This is a genomic window from Chryseobacterium sp. CBo1, from assembly GCF_001693475.1.
GTDB lineage: Bacteria > Bacteroidota > Bacteroidia > Flavobacteriales > Weeksellaceae > Chryseobacterium > Chryseobacterium formosense.
Genome location: NZ_MAUH01000034.1, coordinates 1 through 14993 on the forward strand (window position 1 = coordinate 1; position 14993 = coordinate 14993).

Annotated in this window: 11 protein-coding genes; 6 read left to right on the top strand and 5 right to left on the bottom strand. The window is 35.6% G+C overall.

From position 1 onward, the window contains the following. Positions 1-128 precede the first annotated feature (128 nt). The 5 genes from BA768_RS14895 to ricT all read right to left on the bottom strand — a co-directional run bounded on the left by BA768_RS14895 (position 129) and on the right by ricT (position 7346). Positions 129-1403 carry a DUF6080 domain-containing protein gene (locus BA768_RS14895; protein ID WP_065721405.1) on the bottom strand — a complete coding sequence of 425 codons (1275 nt, stop codon included), beginning with the start codon at positions 1401-1403 and terminating at the stop codon, positions 129-131. A gap of 60 nt (positions 1404-1463) precedes the next feature. After that, complete coding sequence (locus BA768_RS14900) at positions 1464-3005, bottom strand: protein adenylyltransferase SelO (protein WP_065721406.1); 1542 nt, start codon at positions 3003-3005, stop codon at positions 1464-1466. A gap of 76 nt (positions 3006-3081) precedes the next feature. Beyond that, a complete protein-coding gene (locus tag BA768_RS14905; RefSeq protein WP_065721407.1) occupies positions 3082-5463 on the bottom strand; it encodes a penicillin-binding protein 1A in 2382 nt (793 codons plus the stop codon). Beyond that, positions 5450-5932: a gliding motility lipoprotein GldH gene (locus BA768_RS14910; RefSeq protein WP_034677750.1), complete on the bottom strand. Its 483-nt coding sequence runs from the start codon at positions 5930-5932 to the stop codon at positions 5450-5452. Before BA768_RS14910 ends, BA768_RS14905 begins: the two co-directional genes overlap by 14 nt. Continuing rightward, positions 5925-7346 (bottom strand): stage 0 sporulation family protein, encoded by a 1422-nt coding sequence (gene ricT, locus BA768_RS14915; protein ID WP_065721408.1) that lies wholly within the window; start codon positions 7344-7346, stop codon positions 5925-5927. Before ricT ends, BA768_RS14910 begins: the two co-directional genes overlap by 8 nt. 276 nt (positions 7347-7622) lie before the next feature. On the opposite strand from ricT, the gene BA768_RS14920 reads away from it, so the two are divergent. The 6 genes from BA768_RS14920 to BA768_RS14945 all read left to right on the top strand — a co-directional run bounded on the left by BA768_RS14920 (position 7623) and on the right by BA768_RS14945 (position 14792). Then, a complete protein-coding gene (locus BA768_RS14920; RefSeq protein ID WP_034677752.1) occupies positions 7623-8861 on the top strand; it encodes an OmpP1/FadL family transporter in 1239 nt (412 codons plus the stop codon). A 9-nt stretch (positions 8862-8870) separates the two neighbouring features. Further along, complete coding sequence (locus BA768_RS14925) at positions 8871-10307, top strand: G-D-S-L family lipolytic protein (protein ID WP_065721409.1); 1437 nt, start codon at positions 8871-8873, stop codon at positions 10305-10307. 85 nt (positions 10308-10392) lie between these two features. Continuing rightward, positions 10393-11331 carry a ribose-phosphate pyrophosphokinase gene (locus BA768_RS14930; protein ID WP_034677754.1) on the top strand — a complete coding sequence of 313 codons (939 nt, stop codon included), beginning with the start codon at positions 10393-10395 and terminating at the stop codon, positions 11329-11331. A 56-nt stretch (positions 11332-11387) separates the two neighbouring features. Further along, positions 11388-12032, top strand: a complete 645-nt coding sequence (locus BA768_RS14935; RefSeq protein ID WP_034677756.1) for a 50S ribosomal protein L25/general stress protein Ctc — start codon at positions 11388-11390, stop codon at positions 12030-12032. Between the two features lie 375 nt (positions 12033-12407). After that, on the top strand, positions 12408-13628 hold the full coding sequence (locus tag BA768_RS14940; RefSeq protein WP_065721410.1) for an aminotransferase class V-fold PLP-dependent enzyme: 1221 nt from the start codon (positions 12408-12410) through the stop codon (positions 13626-13628). A 45-nt stretch (positions 13629-13673) separates the two neighbouring features. Then, complete coding sequence (locus BA768_RS14945; protein ID WP_065721411.1) at positions 13674-14792, top strand: aspartyl protease family protein; 1119 nt, start codon at positions 13674-13676, stop codon at positions 14790-14792. The last annotated feature ends 201 nt before the right edge of the window (positions 14793-14993 follow it).

The following is a 14993-nucleotide window of genomic DNA, read 5'->3' on the forward strand; positions in this document are numbered from 1 at the left end:
ATTGGATTTTTCAATTTTATTCTTCGAGTTTTTCAAAAAATTATATTTTTCAAAAAATAAAACCTGAAAAAAGATTTTTTTTTCAACTCAACACGAAAAAAGACTGCCCTTTTGAGACAGCCTCTTTTTTATCTGTAATATTGATTTACAAAATCATAAAATTCCCACATTCTTACATAATTATTGAAAAGCAAGAAAGTGAACATTATAGCAAGTAAAACTGTTAATAAAGATACCATCTTCGGAGAATTTCGGTAAGAAAAAAACAGCCAGCCCAACATAATCGGAAATGCAAAAACAAAATGACCGCCATAAATGTATGACGTGTGAAGCCCGAATCTCAAAACACAATGAATTAAAATGTCAACAAACATAGAAAGCATTACAATCTGAGCAAGCTTGTTTTTAAAATTTCTGAAATAGCTCCAGAATATTAAAATTAAAAGTAATCCTATAAAAATATAAGGAACGATTGAAGTGTAAACATCCATGAAAAGTGCTTTGTAATAAAAACCTTTCATATTGTGCTTTTCACGGATAAAGAAACTTGGGAAAAGAATACTGCCACCAAAAAAGTAAGAGTAAATCATATCCCATGTCGGAGTAGATTTTACATTAGAGAATTTCTCGTATTGTTCGCCTGATTTTGACAGAATATTTGAGTATTTAAAATCAATTCTGTAAAGATAAAGCGCAATAAAAGCCACGCAGGTAAGTGAAACTCTGAAAACGGCATTCCCAAATTTTTTCCAGCTTTTAAAAAGGCCTTTTTCAAACGCGATGGGAATAAAAACTTTAACAATATTGGTAACCGTTAATCCACCAACGGTAATTCCTGCTAACACTAAAGCTGAACCGGCTATTTTTTGATCTTTTTTAAATTTTATTGCGGTATAATAATTAAATAAAACCAATAAAAATAGAGTGTAAGTATACGTTTCCGGAGTGAAAGAAAGCAAAATATTCGTTGAAAAAATACTGAAAAAAGCTACGATCAGAATATTTAAACCTAAAGGAAGCTGAATAATATTTTTTAAATATTTAAAAATCTGAATTAAACTTAAACTGATTGTGATGTTGCTCAGCCAAGCCAATGTTAGTCTGAAATTGCTTCCTGTTTTTCCGCCTGAAATATAAAATGCCAGTTCACGAATCCAGTTGAAAAAATAATAGGAGAGTGGGTGTCTTTCAAAGCTTCCGCCGCTCATAACGATGGCTTTATTGTCGAAACTAAAATACCCATCCCAAGGAATTCTTGCATCAAAAATAATGCGGTAATGCTGTGCTAAATAAGTTCCGAAAATTCCGTAAGCGAGAATAAAGAGTACAAATAAGCCGAATTCTGCCCATGAAGACGGAAAAACGATCTTAAAAAAGTTTAAAAATTTAGATTTGAATGACACTAATTTATTTTTTGCAAAAGTAAAATAAAAAACCCACCTGAAAAGGTGAGTTAGATATATTTATGAACTACAAGACAACATCGAGCATCCTGAAACATCATCATATCCTGATGGTCTTTTTATAGATAATTCAGGAAATATTTCTTCATATGGATTTTCCAAAGCCTTGGTAAGTTTTTCGAGCATTTCAGTTTTTCCGTTGTTGATTTCTTCAATACATTCGTACAAAAGGTAGTTTCTCAGGATAAATTTAGGATTAGTTTTCTTCATTAAATCTAAAGATTCTTTTTTCGAAATTTTATTTTCTCGTAATCTCGACTCGTAAGATGAAATAAAATGTTCAAGTTTTTGAGTTTTTGATTCGTCTAAAAATCCATACGAAACTGATGAAAAAAGATGTTTAATATCAGAATTTTCATCAAGCTTTTCCAATTGATTAAAGAACAAAGTGTAATCCAACTGTAACTCCTGCATTAAAGCCTGCCAATTTGTAAAAAATTCTTCATCATCTTTCTTTAGCTCATCAAAACCAAATTTCCTGCAAAGCATTTTGTCATGTGTCTCCCAAAAATAATTACCATAATTATTTAATGTTTCTTCCAGAAATTTTTCATCTTTTATCAAAGGAAAAAGCGCATTTGCCAATTGCCAGAGATTCCATTGCGATATTTGCCCCTGCTTTCCGAAAGCATATCTTCTTCCCGGAAGATCCGTGGTATTTGGTGTGAAATTGAGATCATATTCATCCATCATCGAATACGGTCCGTAGTCAATCGTTAAGCCTAAAATAGACATATTATCGGTATTCATCACCCCATGTACAAATCCAACTCTGAACCATTCAACCATTAAATCGGCTGTTCTCTTGCAAACTTCACTGAAAAACGCCTGGTATTTTTGTTCGCCTTCAGGTTTAATATCTTTAAAATAATTTTCAATAGTGAAATCGGTAAGATCGATTAATGTGTTAATTTCTTTCTGGGCAGACATCAGTTCAAAATGACCAAAACGGAGAAAACTTTCAGCAGTTCTAATGATTACTGCACCTTTTTCTTCCTGAGGATTTCCGCTGTACATGATATCGCGAACCACATTTTCTCCTGTAAATGCTAAACTCAAAGCTCTGGTTGTAGGAATTCCTAAATGATGCATTGCTTCACTCATCAGATATTCCCGAACAGAAGATCTTAGAACGGCTCTTCCGTCTGCATGACGGGAATAAGGAGTTGCTCCCGCACCTTTCCATTGAATTTCGTTTTTTTTACCGTTTTTATTGGTGATTTCTCCGGCGAGAATGGCTCTACCGTCTCCTAACTGGCCTGCCCAGTTTCCGAACTGATGTCCTGCATAAGCCGTTGCGTAAGTCTTTATTTTTTCAGATAAATTTGTTGCTGCTAAAAAATTAATGTCACTTTCTTGAAATTTTCCCAATCCTATTTCTTCTGAAAGTTTTTGATTAAATGCAACCAGTTTTGGGTTGTCAAAGCCAACAGGATTTACTGTCGAAAAAAGAACTTTAGGCGTATTTCTCTGCATTGGATTTCCTGAAAAATCACCTGGAAACATGTCAATAAAAGGCTGAGTAATTTGATCAATATTCATGTTTCAAAGATATTAAAACAGAAAACAAAAAAGACCCTTCAGTAATTGAAAGGTCTTATGATTATTATAAAGAATTTTATTTGTTAAAGTCAATATCTTCACTGGTGTTCAGATGTTCATTGACGTTGTCTTCTTTCTTACCGGAATTGTTCTTCGGTCCTGTTTCTGCAGGGCGAGGGTTTTTCAGATCATCAATGGTCTGAAGCCCGCCGTCGTCGCCGTATCCGCCACCAAGTCCCTGAAGATTACTGCATCCGTCTTTCCAGTCGAGAGGTTTTACGAATTTATCGTCAGGAGATATTTTTAAGCTTTTATCGGCCCAGACTTTCTTCATGAAAATTGCCCAGATCGGAAGCGCCATTTTTGCTCCTTGTCCTTCACCGGTTCCCCAGAAGTGTGTTGCTCTGTCTTCCCAACCAACCCAAGCTCCGGTTGCAAGTTTAGGTACAATTCCCATAAACCAACCGTCGGAATTATTCTGGGTTGTTCCCGTTTTACCGGCAATTTCTACCGCTTTAGATATTCCTTTTCTTCCTAATTCACCTGATGCAGTTCCGTATTGTGCAACACCCTTCATCAATTCAATCATGGTGTAAGCGTAATTAGGGTTCATTACTTCTTTAGGTTCAGAAATGACTTCTTTTATAACTCTTCCGTTTACGTCTTCAATTCTCCAGATCATTTCCGGTTTGTTGTAATTTCCGTAGTTGGCAAATGTGCTGTAAGCTCCAACCATTTCGTAAATGGTAATATCTGAAGCCCCTAAAGCCATCGGTAAACTTGTGGAAATTTCTTCAGTAACCCCTAAGTCTCTCGCCGTTTGAATAACACTTTGCGTTCCTGACATTTCAGCCAGTCTTAGTGCTACAGGGTTTTGAGAATGTGCTAAAGCGTCTTTTAATGTCAACATTCCGCCTCTTCCAGGAACATGGTAACTTCCTTTATTGAAGCTTGCGTTTGAGATTGTTGAACAAGGTGTTAAGCCTAATTTCATAATCGCAGTCGCATAAACGAAAGGTTTGAAGGTTGAACCAACCTGTCTTTTTCCTTGTTTGATGTGATCATATTGGAAGTGTTGCCAATCAATTCCTCCAACCCAGGCTTTAATTTCACCTGTTCCGGGAACCATAGACATTAAGCCAGCCTGTGCAATTTGTTTATGGTATCTGATAGAATCCCACGGACTCATTTCAACTTCTTCTTCCCCGGCCCATGTAAATCTTGACATTTTTATAGGCTTTCTGAATTCCATCATAATTGAATCTTCAGAAACTCCGGCTCTACTCAACTGTTTGTAACGACCTGTTCTTTTTACGGCCTGCATCATTACATTGTGTGCCTGTTGATCATTTAGGTAATAAAAAGGCCTGTTTTTTCTACCTCTTTGTTCTGCATCAAACCTTTTCTGAAGATCGGTTAAGTGTTCTTTAATAGACTCCTCGGCATATTTCTGCATTTTAGAATCCAGCGTAACATATATTTTTAAACCGTCTTTAAAAAGATTTAATGGTTTACCTGTTTCTTTTTCGTAATCTTTAAGATAGGTGTCTATTTCCTTTTTCAAATAAAACTTATAATACGCAGAGTAGTCATCAGTGATATTTTTAATTGGATGATAATCTAAAGTAATCGGAGTTCCTACAGCTTTATCAAAAGTTTCTTTATCTATATATTCAGTTTTAAGCATCTGCTCCAATACAACATCTCTTCTGAATTTAGCTCGTTCAGGATTACGCATCGGATTATTTTTAACTGGATTTTCGAGCATTGCAACAAACATTGCAGCTTCTGGTAGAGTTAGTTCTGCAGTTGTTTTATTGAAATATATTTTTGATGCCATTTCTACACCATTAGCATTATATAAAAAATCAAACTTGTTAAAATATAATGTAATAATTTCTTCTTTCGTATAGCGTTTTTCAAGACTTACAGCAACAACCCATTCTTTTAGTTTTTGTATAACCGCTTTTACTTTATTGTCTGACCTTTTGCCAGTGAAAAGTAATTTAGCCAACTGTTGGGTAACCGTAGATCCACCGCCTCTTCCTCCTCTAAATGCTACAGCTCGTACAACAGATTGTAAATCAATGCCAGAATGTTCCTTAAAACGCTCATCTTCTTTTGCATACAATGCATAAATAAGATATGGAGGGAGCGATTTGTATTCAACCGGCTGAGTTTTTTCTTTTTCGAATTTACCTAAAAGAACGCCGTCCGAAGAATAAATTTCAGAGGCAACATAAATATCCGGGTTTTCAAGTTCTTTTACATCAGGCATTTCGCCAAGAAAACCTTGGGAAACTGCAAAGAAAAGTCCTGAAATTCCTAAAACTACTGCAATGAAACCAATCCAGATAAATTTCACCCACCTCTTCCAGGCTGTGCTTTTTTGGTTCTTTTTAGGAGGAAGCGGGAACGTTTTTCCCTTGTTTCCTGTATTTTGCTTATTTTGTTCCATTTGTACTTACGGTTTTTGCCGTTTCTACTTTTATTCCTAAATCTTCTATTCCCGGAAGATTATCGTTTCTCATTGCCTGAGCAACAGAAATTTCATAATTGCCTTTTTCAGGAAATTTATAATTCAGTTTATACTGAAATAAAGTCTCTTTTACTTCTCCAAATCCCGTTCCCAGCCATTCTCCATTTGGTTTTGCCAAAACATAATTCAATGTATCGGTTTGCCTGGCTTTGGTTTTAGGATCGGTAAGATTTACAATGAACCTTATATTGCTGTAAGGATATTCGTTGTTATTTCTTACAACAAATATAAGATTTTTAGGATTTTGCGGATCCGAAATTTCAAGATTAAATTTTTGTTCGGTCTTCTTATCCCATTTGTTATCAACATTGTTCATCACAACATTTTCTTCGGAAGCATTGCAGCTTACCAAAAAAATAAGGAGAAAAAATCCTGAGATTTTATGCATTGTTATCTTTTTTTGGAGGGAATTTCTTTTTGAACTTCTTTTTGGGTTGTTGATTTTGAGGTTTTTTCTCAGCATCATTATTTACAGCTTCCACTTTTTCCAACTGTGGTTTTGGCTGTTGTTCTTTTTGAGGTTTCTGATTATTATTCTGATTTGGTTTCTGAGGTTTTTCAGATCTCATCGGTCTGTCCTGTCTTTCACCCTTGTCAGTTCTCTCCGGTTTATCGTTTCTGTCCGGTCTGTTCTTTTTTTGTCCCGGATTTTGATTGTTGTTAGGTCTGTTTTGATTTGAATTCTGGTTTTGGTTTCTGTTTTTATTGAAACCTCTTTTCTTTTCAAAACGGTCAACACTGTTTTCCTGAATTAAATCTACAGTTTGCAGAGAAAGTTCCGGCTGTTTCAAATCTTCGAGAGGTAACGTTTTTTCACCTCTTTTATTTTTTGAAATCAGTTTTTTAACCAAATCTACATCGAAATCGTACCAAGCCATTGAGCTGTCAACATATGCAAACCACATTTTCTTTTTGAAAACATCGATTTTTATACAAAACGCCCGACCTTTTTCGGTGTCAAGAACGGTTGATGAAGACGGAAAATGACTTAAAGCATCAAGATAACTGTCTAATTCGTAGTTCAGACAACATTTCAGTTTACCACATTGTCCGGCTAATTTCTGAGGATTAATGCTTAGTTGCTGGTATCTTGCAACATTGGTGTTTACCGATCTGAAATCGGTAAGCCATGTAGAGCAACAAAGTTCTCTTCCGCATGAACCGATACCTCCAACTTTTGCCGCTTCCTGTCTGAAGCCAATCTGTTTCATGTCGATTTTTGTACGGAAAGCTCCCGCAAATTCTTTAATCAACATTCTGAAATCCACGCGATTATCGGCAGTGTAGTAAAATGTAACTTTAGAAGAATCACCTTGATATTCAACATCGGTTATCTTCATTTCAAGACCTAATCGATGCGAAATTTTTCGAGCCTCAATTTTTACATTTTCTTCTTTTTTTCTTGCTTCCTGCCAAACCTCAATATCTTTTTGGTTGGCTAATCTATATATTTTGAGGGCATTGTCTTCTGAAGATCTTTTCTTCTTCATCTGAATTTTTACCAATTCCCCTGTGAGGCTTACTACGCCTACATCATGTCCCGGACTCGATTCTACTGTTACTACGCTACCTATATGTAAAGGAATGTTATTGACATTCTTAAAAAACGATTTTCTGTCATTTTTAAATCTAACTTCTACAAAATCACACCTGGTTTGCGCAGGATTTTGTACGTCAGACAGCCAATCGAAAACACTTAATTTATAACTATTACCGCAGGTATTTACACTTTCACAGCCATTCGCAGATTTAGTTCCGCAAGAATGTGCAGAATCGCCGGATGTTTTACATCCACAACTCATATTATAATTTGTTTAATCTTGCAAATTTATTGATTTTTATCTTTATACAATTCCAAATGTACTAAATATTAATTTTTGAATTTGTTTAATATTAAACATCATCATTAATGTGTGATTTTTTGATGTTTAATTGTTTGTAATTCAAAAAGATATTGTATTTTATGTATTGAATGTTATTTTAAACATAGTTTTCTTTTGGCGCTTAGTTTAAAATATTAAGATTTATTAACAGGTGTATCTAAAATAATTTTATATTTGGGTATATAATAATAGTCTATGAAAAAAATATTAGTATCAACTGCTTTATTGGCTGGAGTTTTGTCTTACGCAGGAGGCTTTAGAGTTTCTTTGCAGGGGGTGAAGCAATTGGCAATGGCGCACACCAGTGCTCATGCTGAAGATGCGAGTGTTGCATTCTTTAATCCGGCAGGTATGTCATTCATTCCTTCTAAACTGAGTGTTGTTGCAGGAGGCTTCGGAGCAAGTAATAAAGTTACTTTTCAGAATCTAAACACTTTAAACAGTACAGAAACAGATAATCCTATCGGTACCCCGATTTATGCGGCGATTGCCTACAAGCCGATTGATAAATTATCAATTGGTTTTAGTTTTTCTACGCCTTTCGGAAGTACAATTCAATATCCATACGATTGGGAAGGAAGAGAAATGGTGCAGAAGCTTGAGCTAAAAAGCTTTTATTTCCAGCCGATGGTTTCCGTGAAAATGGCAGACTGGTTGTCTTTCGGAGCAAGTTATATTTATGCTACCGGAAAAGTAGACTGGGATAAAGCGGTAACTCAATTTGGAGGAACGGTTAATATTAATGATGATAAAGCAACAGGTCATGGTTATGGTTTTGGTTTCTATTTCCGACCGGATCCTAAATTTGATCTGAGTATTGCATATCGTTCACCGGTTGATATGAAAGCTAAAAAAGGAACTGCAACTTTCAGAGTTCCTGCTCAGACTACGGTAAACGGACTTTTAGGTCTGAATGCAAACGGACAGGATGCGTTTACAGCAACTTTACCTTTAGTTGAAGAATATACAATCGGTATGACCTATAAGGTAACACCAAAATGGCTAATTTCTGCCGATTTTAACTATCATGGTTGGGAAAGATACAGTCAGTTGACTTTAGATTTTGCTAATGCTCCGATTGGAAATCAGGCAGATCCTACGGTTTTGGTTGCGCCAAAGAATTTTAAAAATTCAAAAACGGTAAGATTGGGAACTCAGTATGCGTTCAGTAATATGATTTTTGGTCGTTTGGGAGCTTATTATGATGAATCTCCATATTCTGATGAAGACTTTATTCCTGAGACGCCTTCTTTCGATTCTTTTGTTTTAACAGGAGGTTTAGGCTTTAAGTTTAATAAATTCGGAGTTGATGTTGCAGGTGGTTACGTAATGCCACAAAGCAGAGATGTGAAAAATGACTATTTAGGATTCTACGGCCAAGCGAAAGCAAAAGCGTTCTATTTTGGTCTTGGTTTATCGTATAATGCTTTTTAAATTTAAATTATGAAAAAAATAATAATATCTACAATCGCTGTTTCTGCACTTCTTTTTACAACAAGCTGCGAAACAGATTTTGATACTGATGTACAGGATATAGTCGTAACGAAAGGTGAGGCAGATTTCTCGAAATTTATTTCTTTGGGAAATTCGCTTACTTCGGGCTACAGAGATGGTACACTTTATTCAGGTGGACAAAATGAATCTTTTCCAAGTATGATCGCTATGCAGATGAAACTTGCAGGAGGTGGAGAATTTAAGCAGCCATTAATGTCAAATAACGTTGGCGGATTTATTGGTTTGCCGGGATTTCCAGGGAAACTTGAATTGAAAATGGTTAACGGAGCATTAAGCCCCGTTGCAAATGCGCCTGCTGCGGCCTTAGACGATGTCAAATCAGGTGGGCCATATCAAAACATGGGTGTACCCGGAGCTAAAACCTCTCATTTACTTGCGCCCGGATATGGTAATCCTGCTGGTCTTTCTCTAGGTCTTGCGAATCCTTACTTTGTACGATTTGCTTCGTCTACTACAGCTTCGGTTGTTGGTGACGCTCTGGCTCAGAATCCTACTTTTGTTTCTTTATGGATCGGGAATAATGATGTATTAGGATATGCAACAACAGGAGGAGACGGTTCAAATCCTATTACTCCGGTAGACGGAGCTGTAGGAGTAGGTTTTACAAATACTTATACTGCTTTAGTCAACACGGTTTTCCCTTCCGGAACTACCAGAAAAGGGATCGTAGCAAATATTCCTAACGTAACAAGCGTTCCGTTTTTCACAAGAGTTCCGGCAATGCCGCTTACAAATCTTACGGATGCGCAAGTTGCTCAGTTAAATGGAGGGTATGCTGCTTATAATGCAGGGTTGGCGCAGGCTAAATCTTTAGGAGCAATCAACGATGCGGAATATCAGAAAAGACTGATCAAATTCACGGCAGGAACTGTAGCCAACGGAGCTGTTATTGCAGATAAAGATTTGTCAACGGTTCCTGGATTACCAAAGTACAGACAAACGACAGCAAAAGATTATATCTTACTAACGGCAAGTGCAGTGCTTACGCCTCAAGCTGGTGGAGGTACTTCAGTTCCTTTGGAAGATAAATTGGTGCTAACGGAAGCTGAAGCGGCAAAAGTTATAACAGCTACTACTTCTTATAACGCAACAATCAAAAGTTTGGCGGAATCAAAAGGGCTTGCTTTTGTTGATATGAATGCTAAAATGACAGAATTGAATTCTAAATCAGGAATTTCGTGGAATGGTGTGAAGTATACTGCTACTTTCGTAACCGGAGGAACATTCTCTTTAGACGGAGTTCATCTTACGGGTAGAGGTTATGCTATTGTTGCGAATGAATTTATCAAATCAATTAATGCGAAATACAAATCTACTTTACCACAAGTAGATCCGAATAAATATTCAGGGGTGACATTCCCTTAATATTCAGGAAATATAAAAACTTAGAAACCACAGGATTGATTCTTGTGGTTTTTTTTTAAATTTGCAAAATCTTTAAAAAGTAAAAATGGCCGATCAGTTAAGTTATCTGTTTTCTACAAGAACGAGTAAGGATCTTGCAGAAAAAATTGCCCAACATTATGGGAAAGAATTAGGGAAAATCAACTTTCAGGAGTTTAGCGACGGAGAGTTTGAACCTGTTTTAGACGAATCTGTAAGAGGAGGAAGAGTTTTCCTTATCGGGTCGACATTCCCGCCTGCAGACAATCTTTTAGAGTTGCTTCTAATGATTGACGCTTCGAAAAGAGCTTCTGCAAAAAGTATTACTGTCGTACTTCCATATTTCGGTTTGGCAAGACAAGACAGAAAAGACAAGCCAAGAGCACCAATCGGGGCTAAACTGGTTGCAAATCTTTTAACCGCTGCAGGTGCTACAAGAGTAATGACGATGGATTTGCATGCAGATCAGATTCAGGGATTCTTCGAAATTCCTGTGGATCATTTGTATGCTTCTACTATTTTCGTTGATTACATCAAAAATCTTAACCTTGATAATCTTACCATTGCTTCTCCGGATATGGGAGGTGCGAAAAGAGCGAAAAATTATGCAGGTCACATTGGCGCTGATGTTGTAATTGCTTACAAAGAAAGAAAAAAAGCAAACGTTGTAGAAGAAATGTTCCTTATCGGGGATGTTGAAGGGAAAAACGTTATTCTTATCGACGATATGATCGATACTGCGGGTACACTTTGCAAAGCTGCAGATATATTGATGGAAAAAGGAGCAAAATCTGTAAGAGCAATGGCTACTCACGGAGTGCTTTCAGGAAAGGCTTACGACAATATTGAGAACTCAAAATTATTGGAAGTTATTGTAACTGACTCAATTCCTGTAAAAACTAATTTGTCATCTAAAATAAAAGTGCTATCTTGCGCCCCATTATTTGCAGATGTGATGAAGATGGTGCACGAGCATCAATCAATCAGTAGTAAGTTTGTTATCTAATTGATAATTAATTTGTTGCAAATTAAATTGAAAACAATTTTTTAAATTTTTTATAAATGAAATCTATTACAATTCAAGGTACAAAAAGAGAAAGCGTGGGCAAAAAGTCTACAAAAGCTTTACGTGATGCTGAATTAGTTCCTTGTGTTGTTTACGGAGGTGGTGAGCCATTGAACTTCTCTGCAGAAGAGAAAGCGTTCAAAGGTTTGGTATATACTCCTGAAGCACACACGGTATCTATTGAGGTTGACGGACAAACTATTCCGGCTGTTCTTCAGGATATTCAGTTCCACCCAATTACAGACAAAATTATTCACGCAGACTTCTACAGATTATCAGATGATAAGCCTGTAATTATGGAGGTTCCTGTAAGAATTACTGGTCGTTCTAAAGGTGTTGTAGCTGGTGGTGTTCTACGTCAGTCTTTCAGAAAACTAAAAGTAAAAGCAATCCCTGCAAACTTACCTGATGAGGTAGTTGTAGATGTTACTCCATTGAAAATTGGTAACAAACTTTATGTAGGTAGCATCAAAACAGAAGGATATTCTTTCATGCACCCTGACAACGCAGTTGTTGTGGCTGTTAAGATGTCTAGAAATGCAATGAAAGGTGGTGCAGCAGCACAGGATGATGATGAGGATGAAGAAGTTGCAACTGAAGAAGGAGCGGCTCCAGAAGCAGCGGAAGCTTCAGCAGAATAAGAATTTCTTATTTAAAATATAGAACCTGTCAATTTTTTGGCAGGTTTTTTTATGATTAAAAGCAAACGTTATCAGTTTAAACATTTCCGTGTCTTTTTATAAGTGAAATCGAAGATTCGACGTAGTCAAACGGCTTTGTGAAACTAAAAATATAGTAGTTAGAAAAACTTTGCGTCCCTGATAATATTAAATTTTAGGATTAAAAATTTACAATATAATTTTCCATTCTTAGCGTTAAAATAATTAAAATAAGTTCATCTAATCCATCGAATCTTTCTATCAGCTCTCAACAATCACCATCAAACAAGAATCCGAAAAAAAGCCGTAAATTTGATGGGTTCTAAATAAAGAACGTTTTAATTAAAATTTTAATAAATGTTTGACATTCAGGAAATCAGAAGTCAGTTTTCTATATTAAATCAGGAAGTGAACGGTAAGCCTTTGGTTTACTTAGATAATGCAGCAACCTCTCAGAAACCGAACTCAGTTTTAGAAGTTTGGAGTCAATATTATACAGAGATCAATGCAAATGTGCATCGCGGAATTCATACTTTAAGTCAGTTGGCGACCGAAGAAATGGAACTTTCAAGAAGAAAAATCCAAAAGTTCATCAATGCTAAACATGATTTTGAAGTTATTTTCACCAAAGGAACAACGGAAGGATTAAACCTCATCTCCTATATTTTAACTTCAAGATTAAAAAAAGACGATGAGATCATTATTTCTTACCTTGAGCATCACTCCAATATTGTTCCATGGCAATTGCTTTGTGAAAGAACAGGAGCAAAATTAAGGGTGATCCCAATTGATGAAAACGGGATCTTACAGTTGGATTATTTAGACGAGTTTTTAAGCGAAAAAACGAAAGTAGTATCCGTAAATCAGGTTTCCAATGCTTTGGGAATTGTAAATCCTGTTGAAGAAATTATTGCTAAGACAAGAGCTAATTCAGATGCATATATCGTTATCGATGGCGCACAGTCTGCTCCACATTTTAGCATTGATGTTCAGAAATTAGATTGTGATTTCTTTGTGTTTTCAGGACATAAAATGTACGCTCCGATGGGAACCGGGATTTTATACGGAAAACAGGAAATTCTTGAAAATTTGCCGCCTTTCCATGGTGGAGGAGAAATGATTGCGGTTTGTTCATTTGACAGTACAACTTACGCAGGTTTACCTTTTAAATATGAAGCGGGAACTCCAAATGTTGGTGGAAATATTGCTTTAGGAGCAGCGGTTGATTTCATTAAAAAAATAGGACAACAGAATATTCAGAATCACGAAAATGCTTTGTTGGAATATGCTCAGAAACAACTTTTAGAAATTGAAGGTTTAAAAGTGTACGGCGAAAAAGCTCATAGAACGGGTGTAGTTTCCTTTAATCTCGAAGGAATCGGTATTTCTTCCGATGTAGGGATGATTCTTGATAAAATGGGCGTTGCGGTAAGAACGGGGCATCACTGTACACAGCCGATCATGGATTTCTTTAATATCGCAGGAACAGTTCGGGCAAGTTTTGCGGTCTATAATACGTTTAATGAAATCGATTTGCTTGTAGAAGGTGTGAAAAAAGCACAAAGAATGCTTTCTTAATAATTAACAGACTGTTTCTATGAGGCAGTCTTTATTTTTTATGCTATGATGAAATATAAAAATCTTTATGCTTTTGCATTTTTAATTTTCCCTTTGTTTGTAAGTGCTGTAACCATCCCTTTTGATTATATCGACGGAAAAATCATCATCAATGTTGATATTAAAAATAAGAAGCACAATTTTGTTTTTGATACGGGTGCTTTAACGATAATTTCTGACGAACTAAAAGGTTCGTTGAACGAAAAGAAAGGCAATGTCCTTTTTGAAGCAACGGATGCAAACAGTTCCAAATCTACGATGGATGTTTTCTCAACCAATGAGTTGAAAGTGTCTGATTTAAAATTTAAAAATATAAATTTTTCATTCGCTGATATAAGTTGGATGAATTCTCGTGCATGTAAAAAAATCAGCGGGATTTTTGGAGCGAATATGATGAATAATAAAGTTTGGCGAATTGACTTTATAGCTAAAACAATTGTTGTTTCAGATAAGTTATTGGAAGATTCAGTTCAATCCGTTTCAATTCCATTTTCTGAAGAATATTTTACCCATGTTCCCACAATTAGTATTAAGATAAAAAAACATAATTTTAACATGTTTTTTGACACGGGAGCAGGTTCTGGCTTTACGTTGGATCCAAAATCTTATCAATTGGTAAAAGACGATGATTTTTTGATTTTTGAAGGACTTTTGTCGCAATCTTTAAGTAGTGTGAGTAAAGGCGAAAGGCAGCTTGATATGATGAATGCAGAGATACATAACAAATTTCTGGGAAAGCAGATTGTTGACAGCAGCACTGATTCTCGAAATCTGATCGGGACAAAATTTATGGAAAATTTTCTTGTTGAATTAGATTTTATTTCTAAAAATATTATTCTTCACAATTTAAATAAAACTCCTGATTACAATAGTTTCGGAGTTGCTTTTGCACCTGTTGAAGGTCATTTGGTTGTTGTGAATAAACTAAAAATTCCACAATTGTCAGAATTGAATGTGGGTGACAAGATTGTCAAAGTAAATAATATTATTACCGATAAAATAAATGGCGATACTTTTTGTCAGGTTAAAAAAGTGATAGACGATAGTCAAATGATAACATTCCAGACTAAATCGGGGAAGGAATTTAAACTTGAAAAGAAAAATATTTTAGAATATCTGAATTAAAAGATAATAAATAAAATCTTTTTCTAAAACCAATTGAAATTTTTTTATTTTTCCCGTTCTATCTTTTCCGGATTTTGTCTTGTATCAAAGACATCAGCAATTTTAATATACTTGTTTCCTTCATCAATAGAATAAATTATTTTGTAATTTGATTCTACAATATAATGATATTGAATACTTCTGTTTTCTAAAAACAATTCT

Bases quoted from the DNA above. Each gene is read 5' to 3' on its own strand.
- BA768_RS14925 (WP_065721409.1), top strand. From the start codon at position 8,871: ATGAAAAAAATAATAATATCTACAATCGCTGTTTCTGCACTTCTTTTT.
- BA768_RS14935 (WP_034677756.1), top strand. From the start codon at position 11,388: ATGAAATCTATTACAATTCAAGGTACAAAAAGAGAAAGCGTGGGCAAA.
- ricT (WP_065721408.1), bottom strand. From the start codon at position 7,346: ATGAGTTGTGGATGTAAAACATCCGGCGATTCTGCACATTCTTGCGGA.
- BA768_RS14905 (WP_065721407.1), bottom strand. From the start codon at position 5,463: ATGGAACAAAATAAGCAAAATACAGGAAACAAGGGAAAAACGTTCCCG.
- BA768_RS14940 (WP_065721410.1), top strand. From the start codon at position 12,408: ATGTTTGACATTCAGGAAATCAGAAGTCAGTTTTCTATATTAAATCAG.
- BA768_RS14930 (WP_034677754.1), top strand. From the start codon at position 10,393: ATGGCCGATCAGTTAAGTTATCTGTTTTCTACAAGAACGAGTAAGGAT.
- BA768_RS14920 (WP_034677752.1), top strand. From the start codon at position 7,623: ATGAAAAAAATATTAGTATCAACTGCTTTATTGGCTGGAGTTTTGTCT.
- BA768_RS14945 (WP_065721411.1), top strand. From the start codon at position 13,674: ATGATGAAATATAAAAATCTTTATGCTTTTGCATTTTTAATTTTCCCT.
- BA768_RS14900 (WP_065721406.1), bottom strand. From the start codon at position 3,005: ATGAATATTGATCAAATTACTCAGCCTTTTATTGACATGTTTCCAGGT.
- BA768_RS14910 (WP_034677750.1), bottom strand. From the start codon at position 5,932: ATGCATAAAATCTCAGGATTTTTTCTCCTTATTTTTTTGGTAAGCTGC.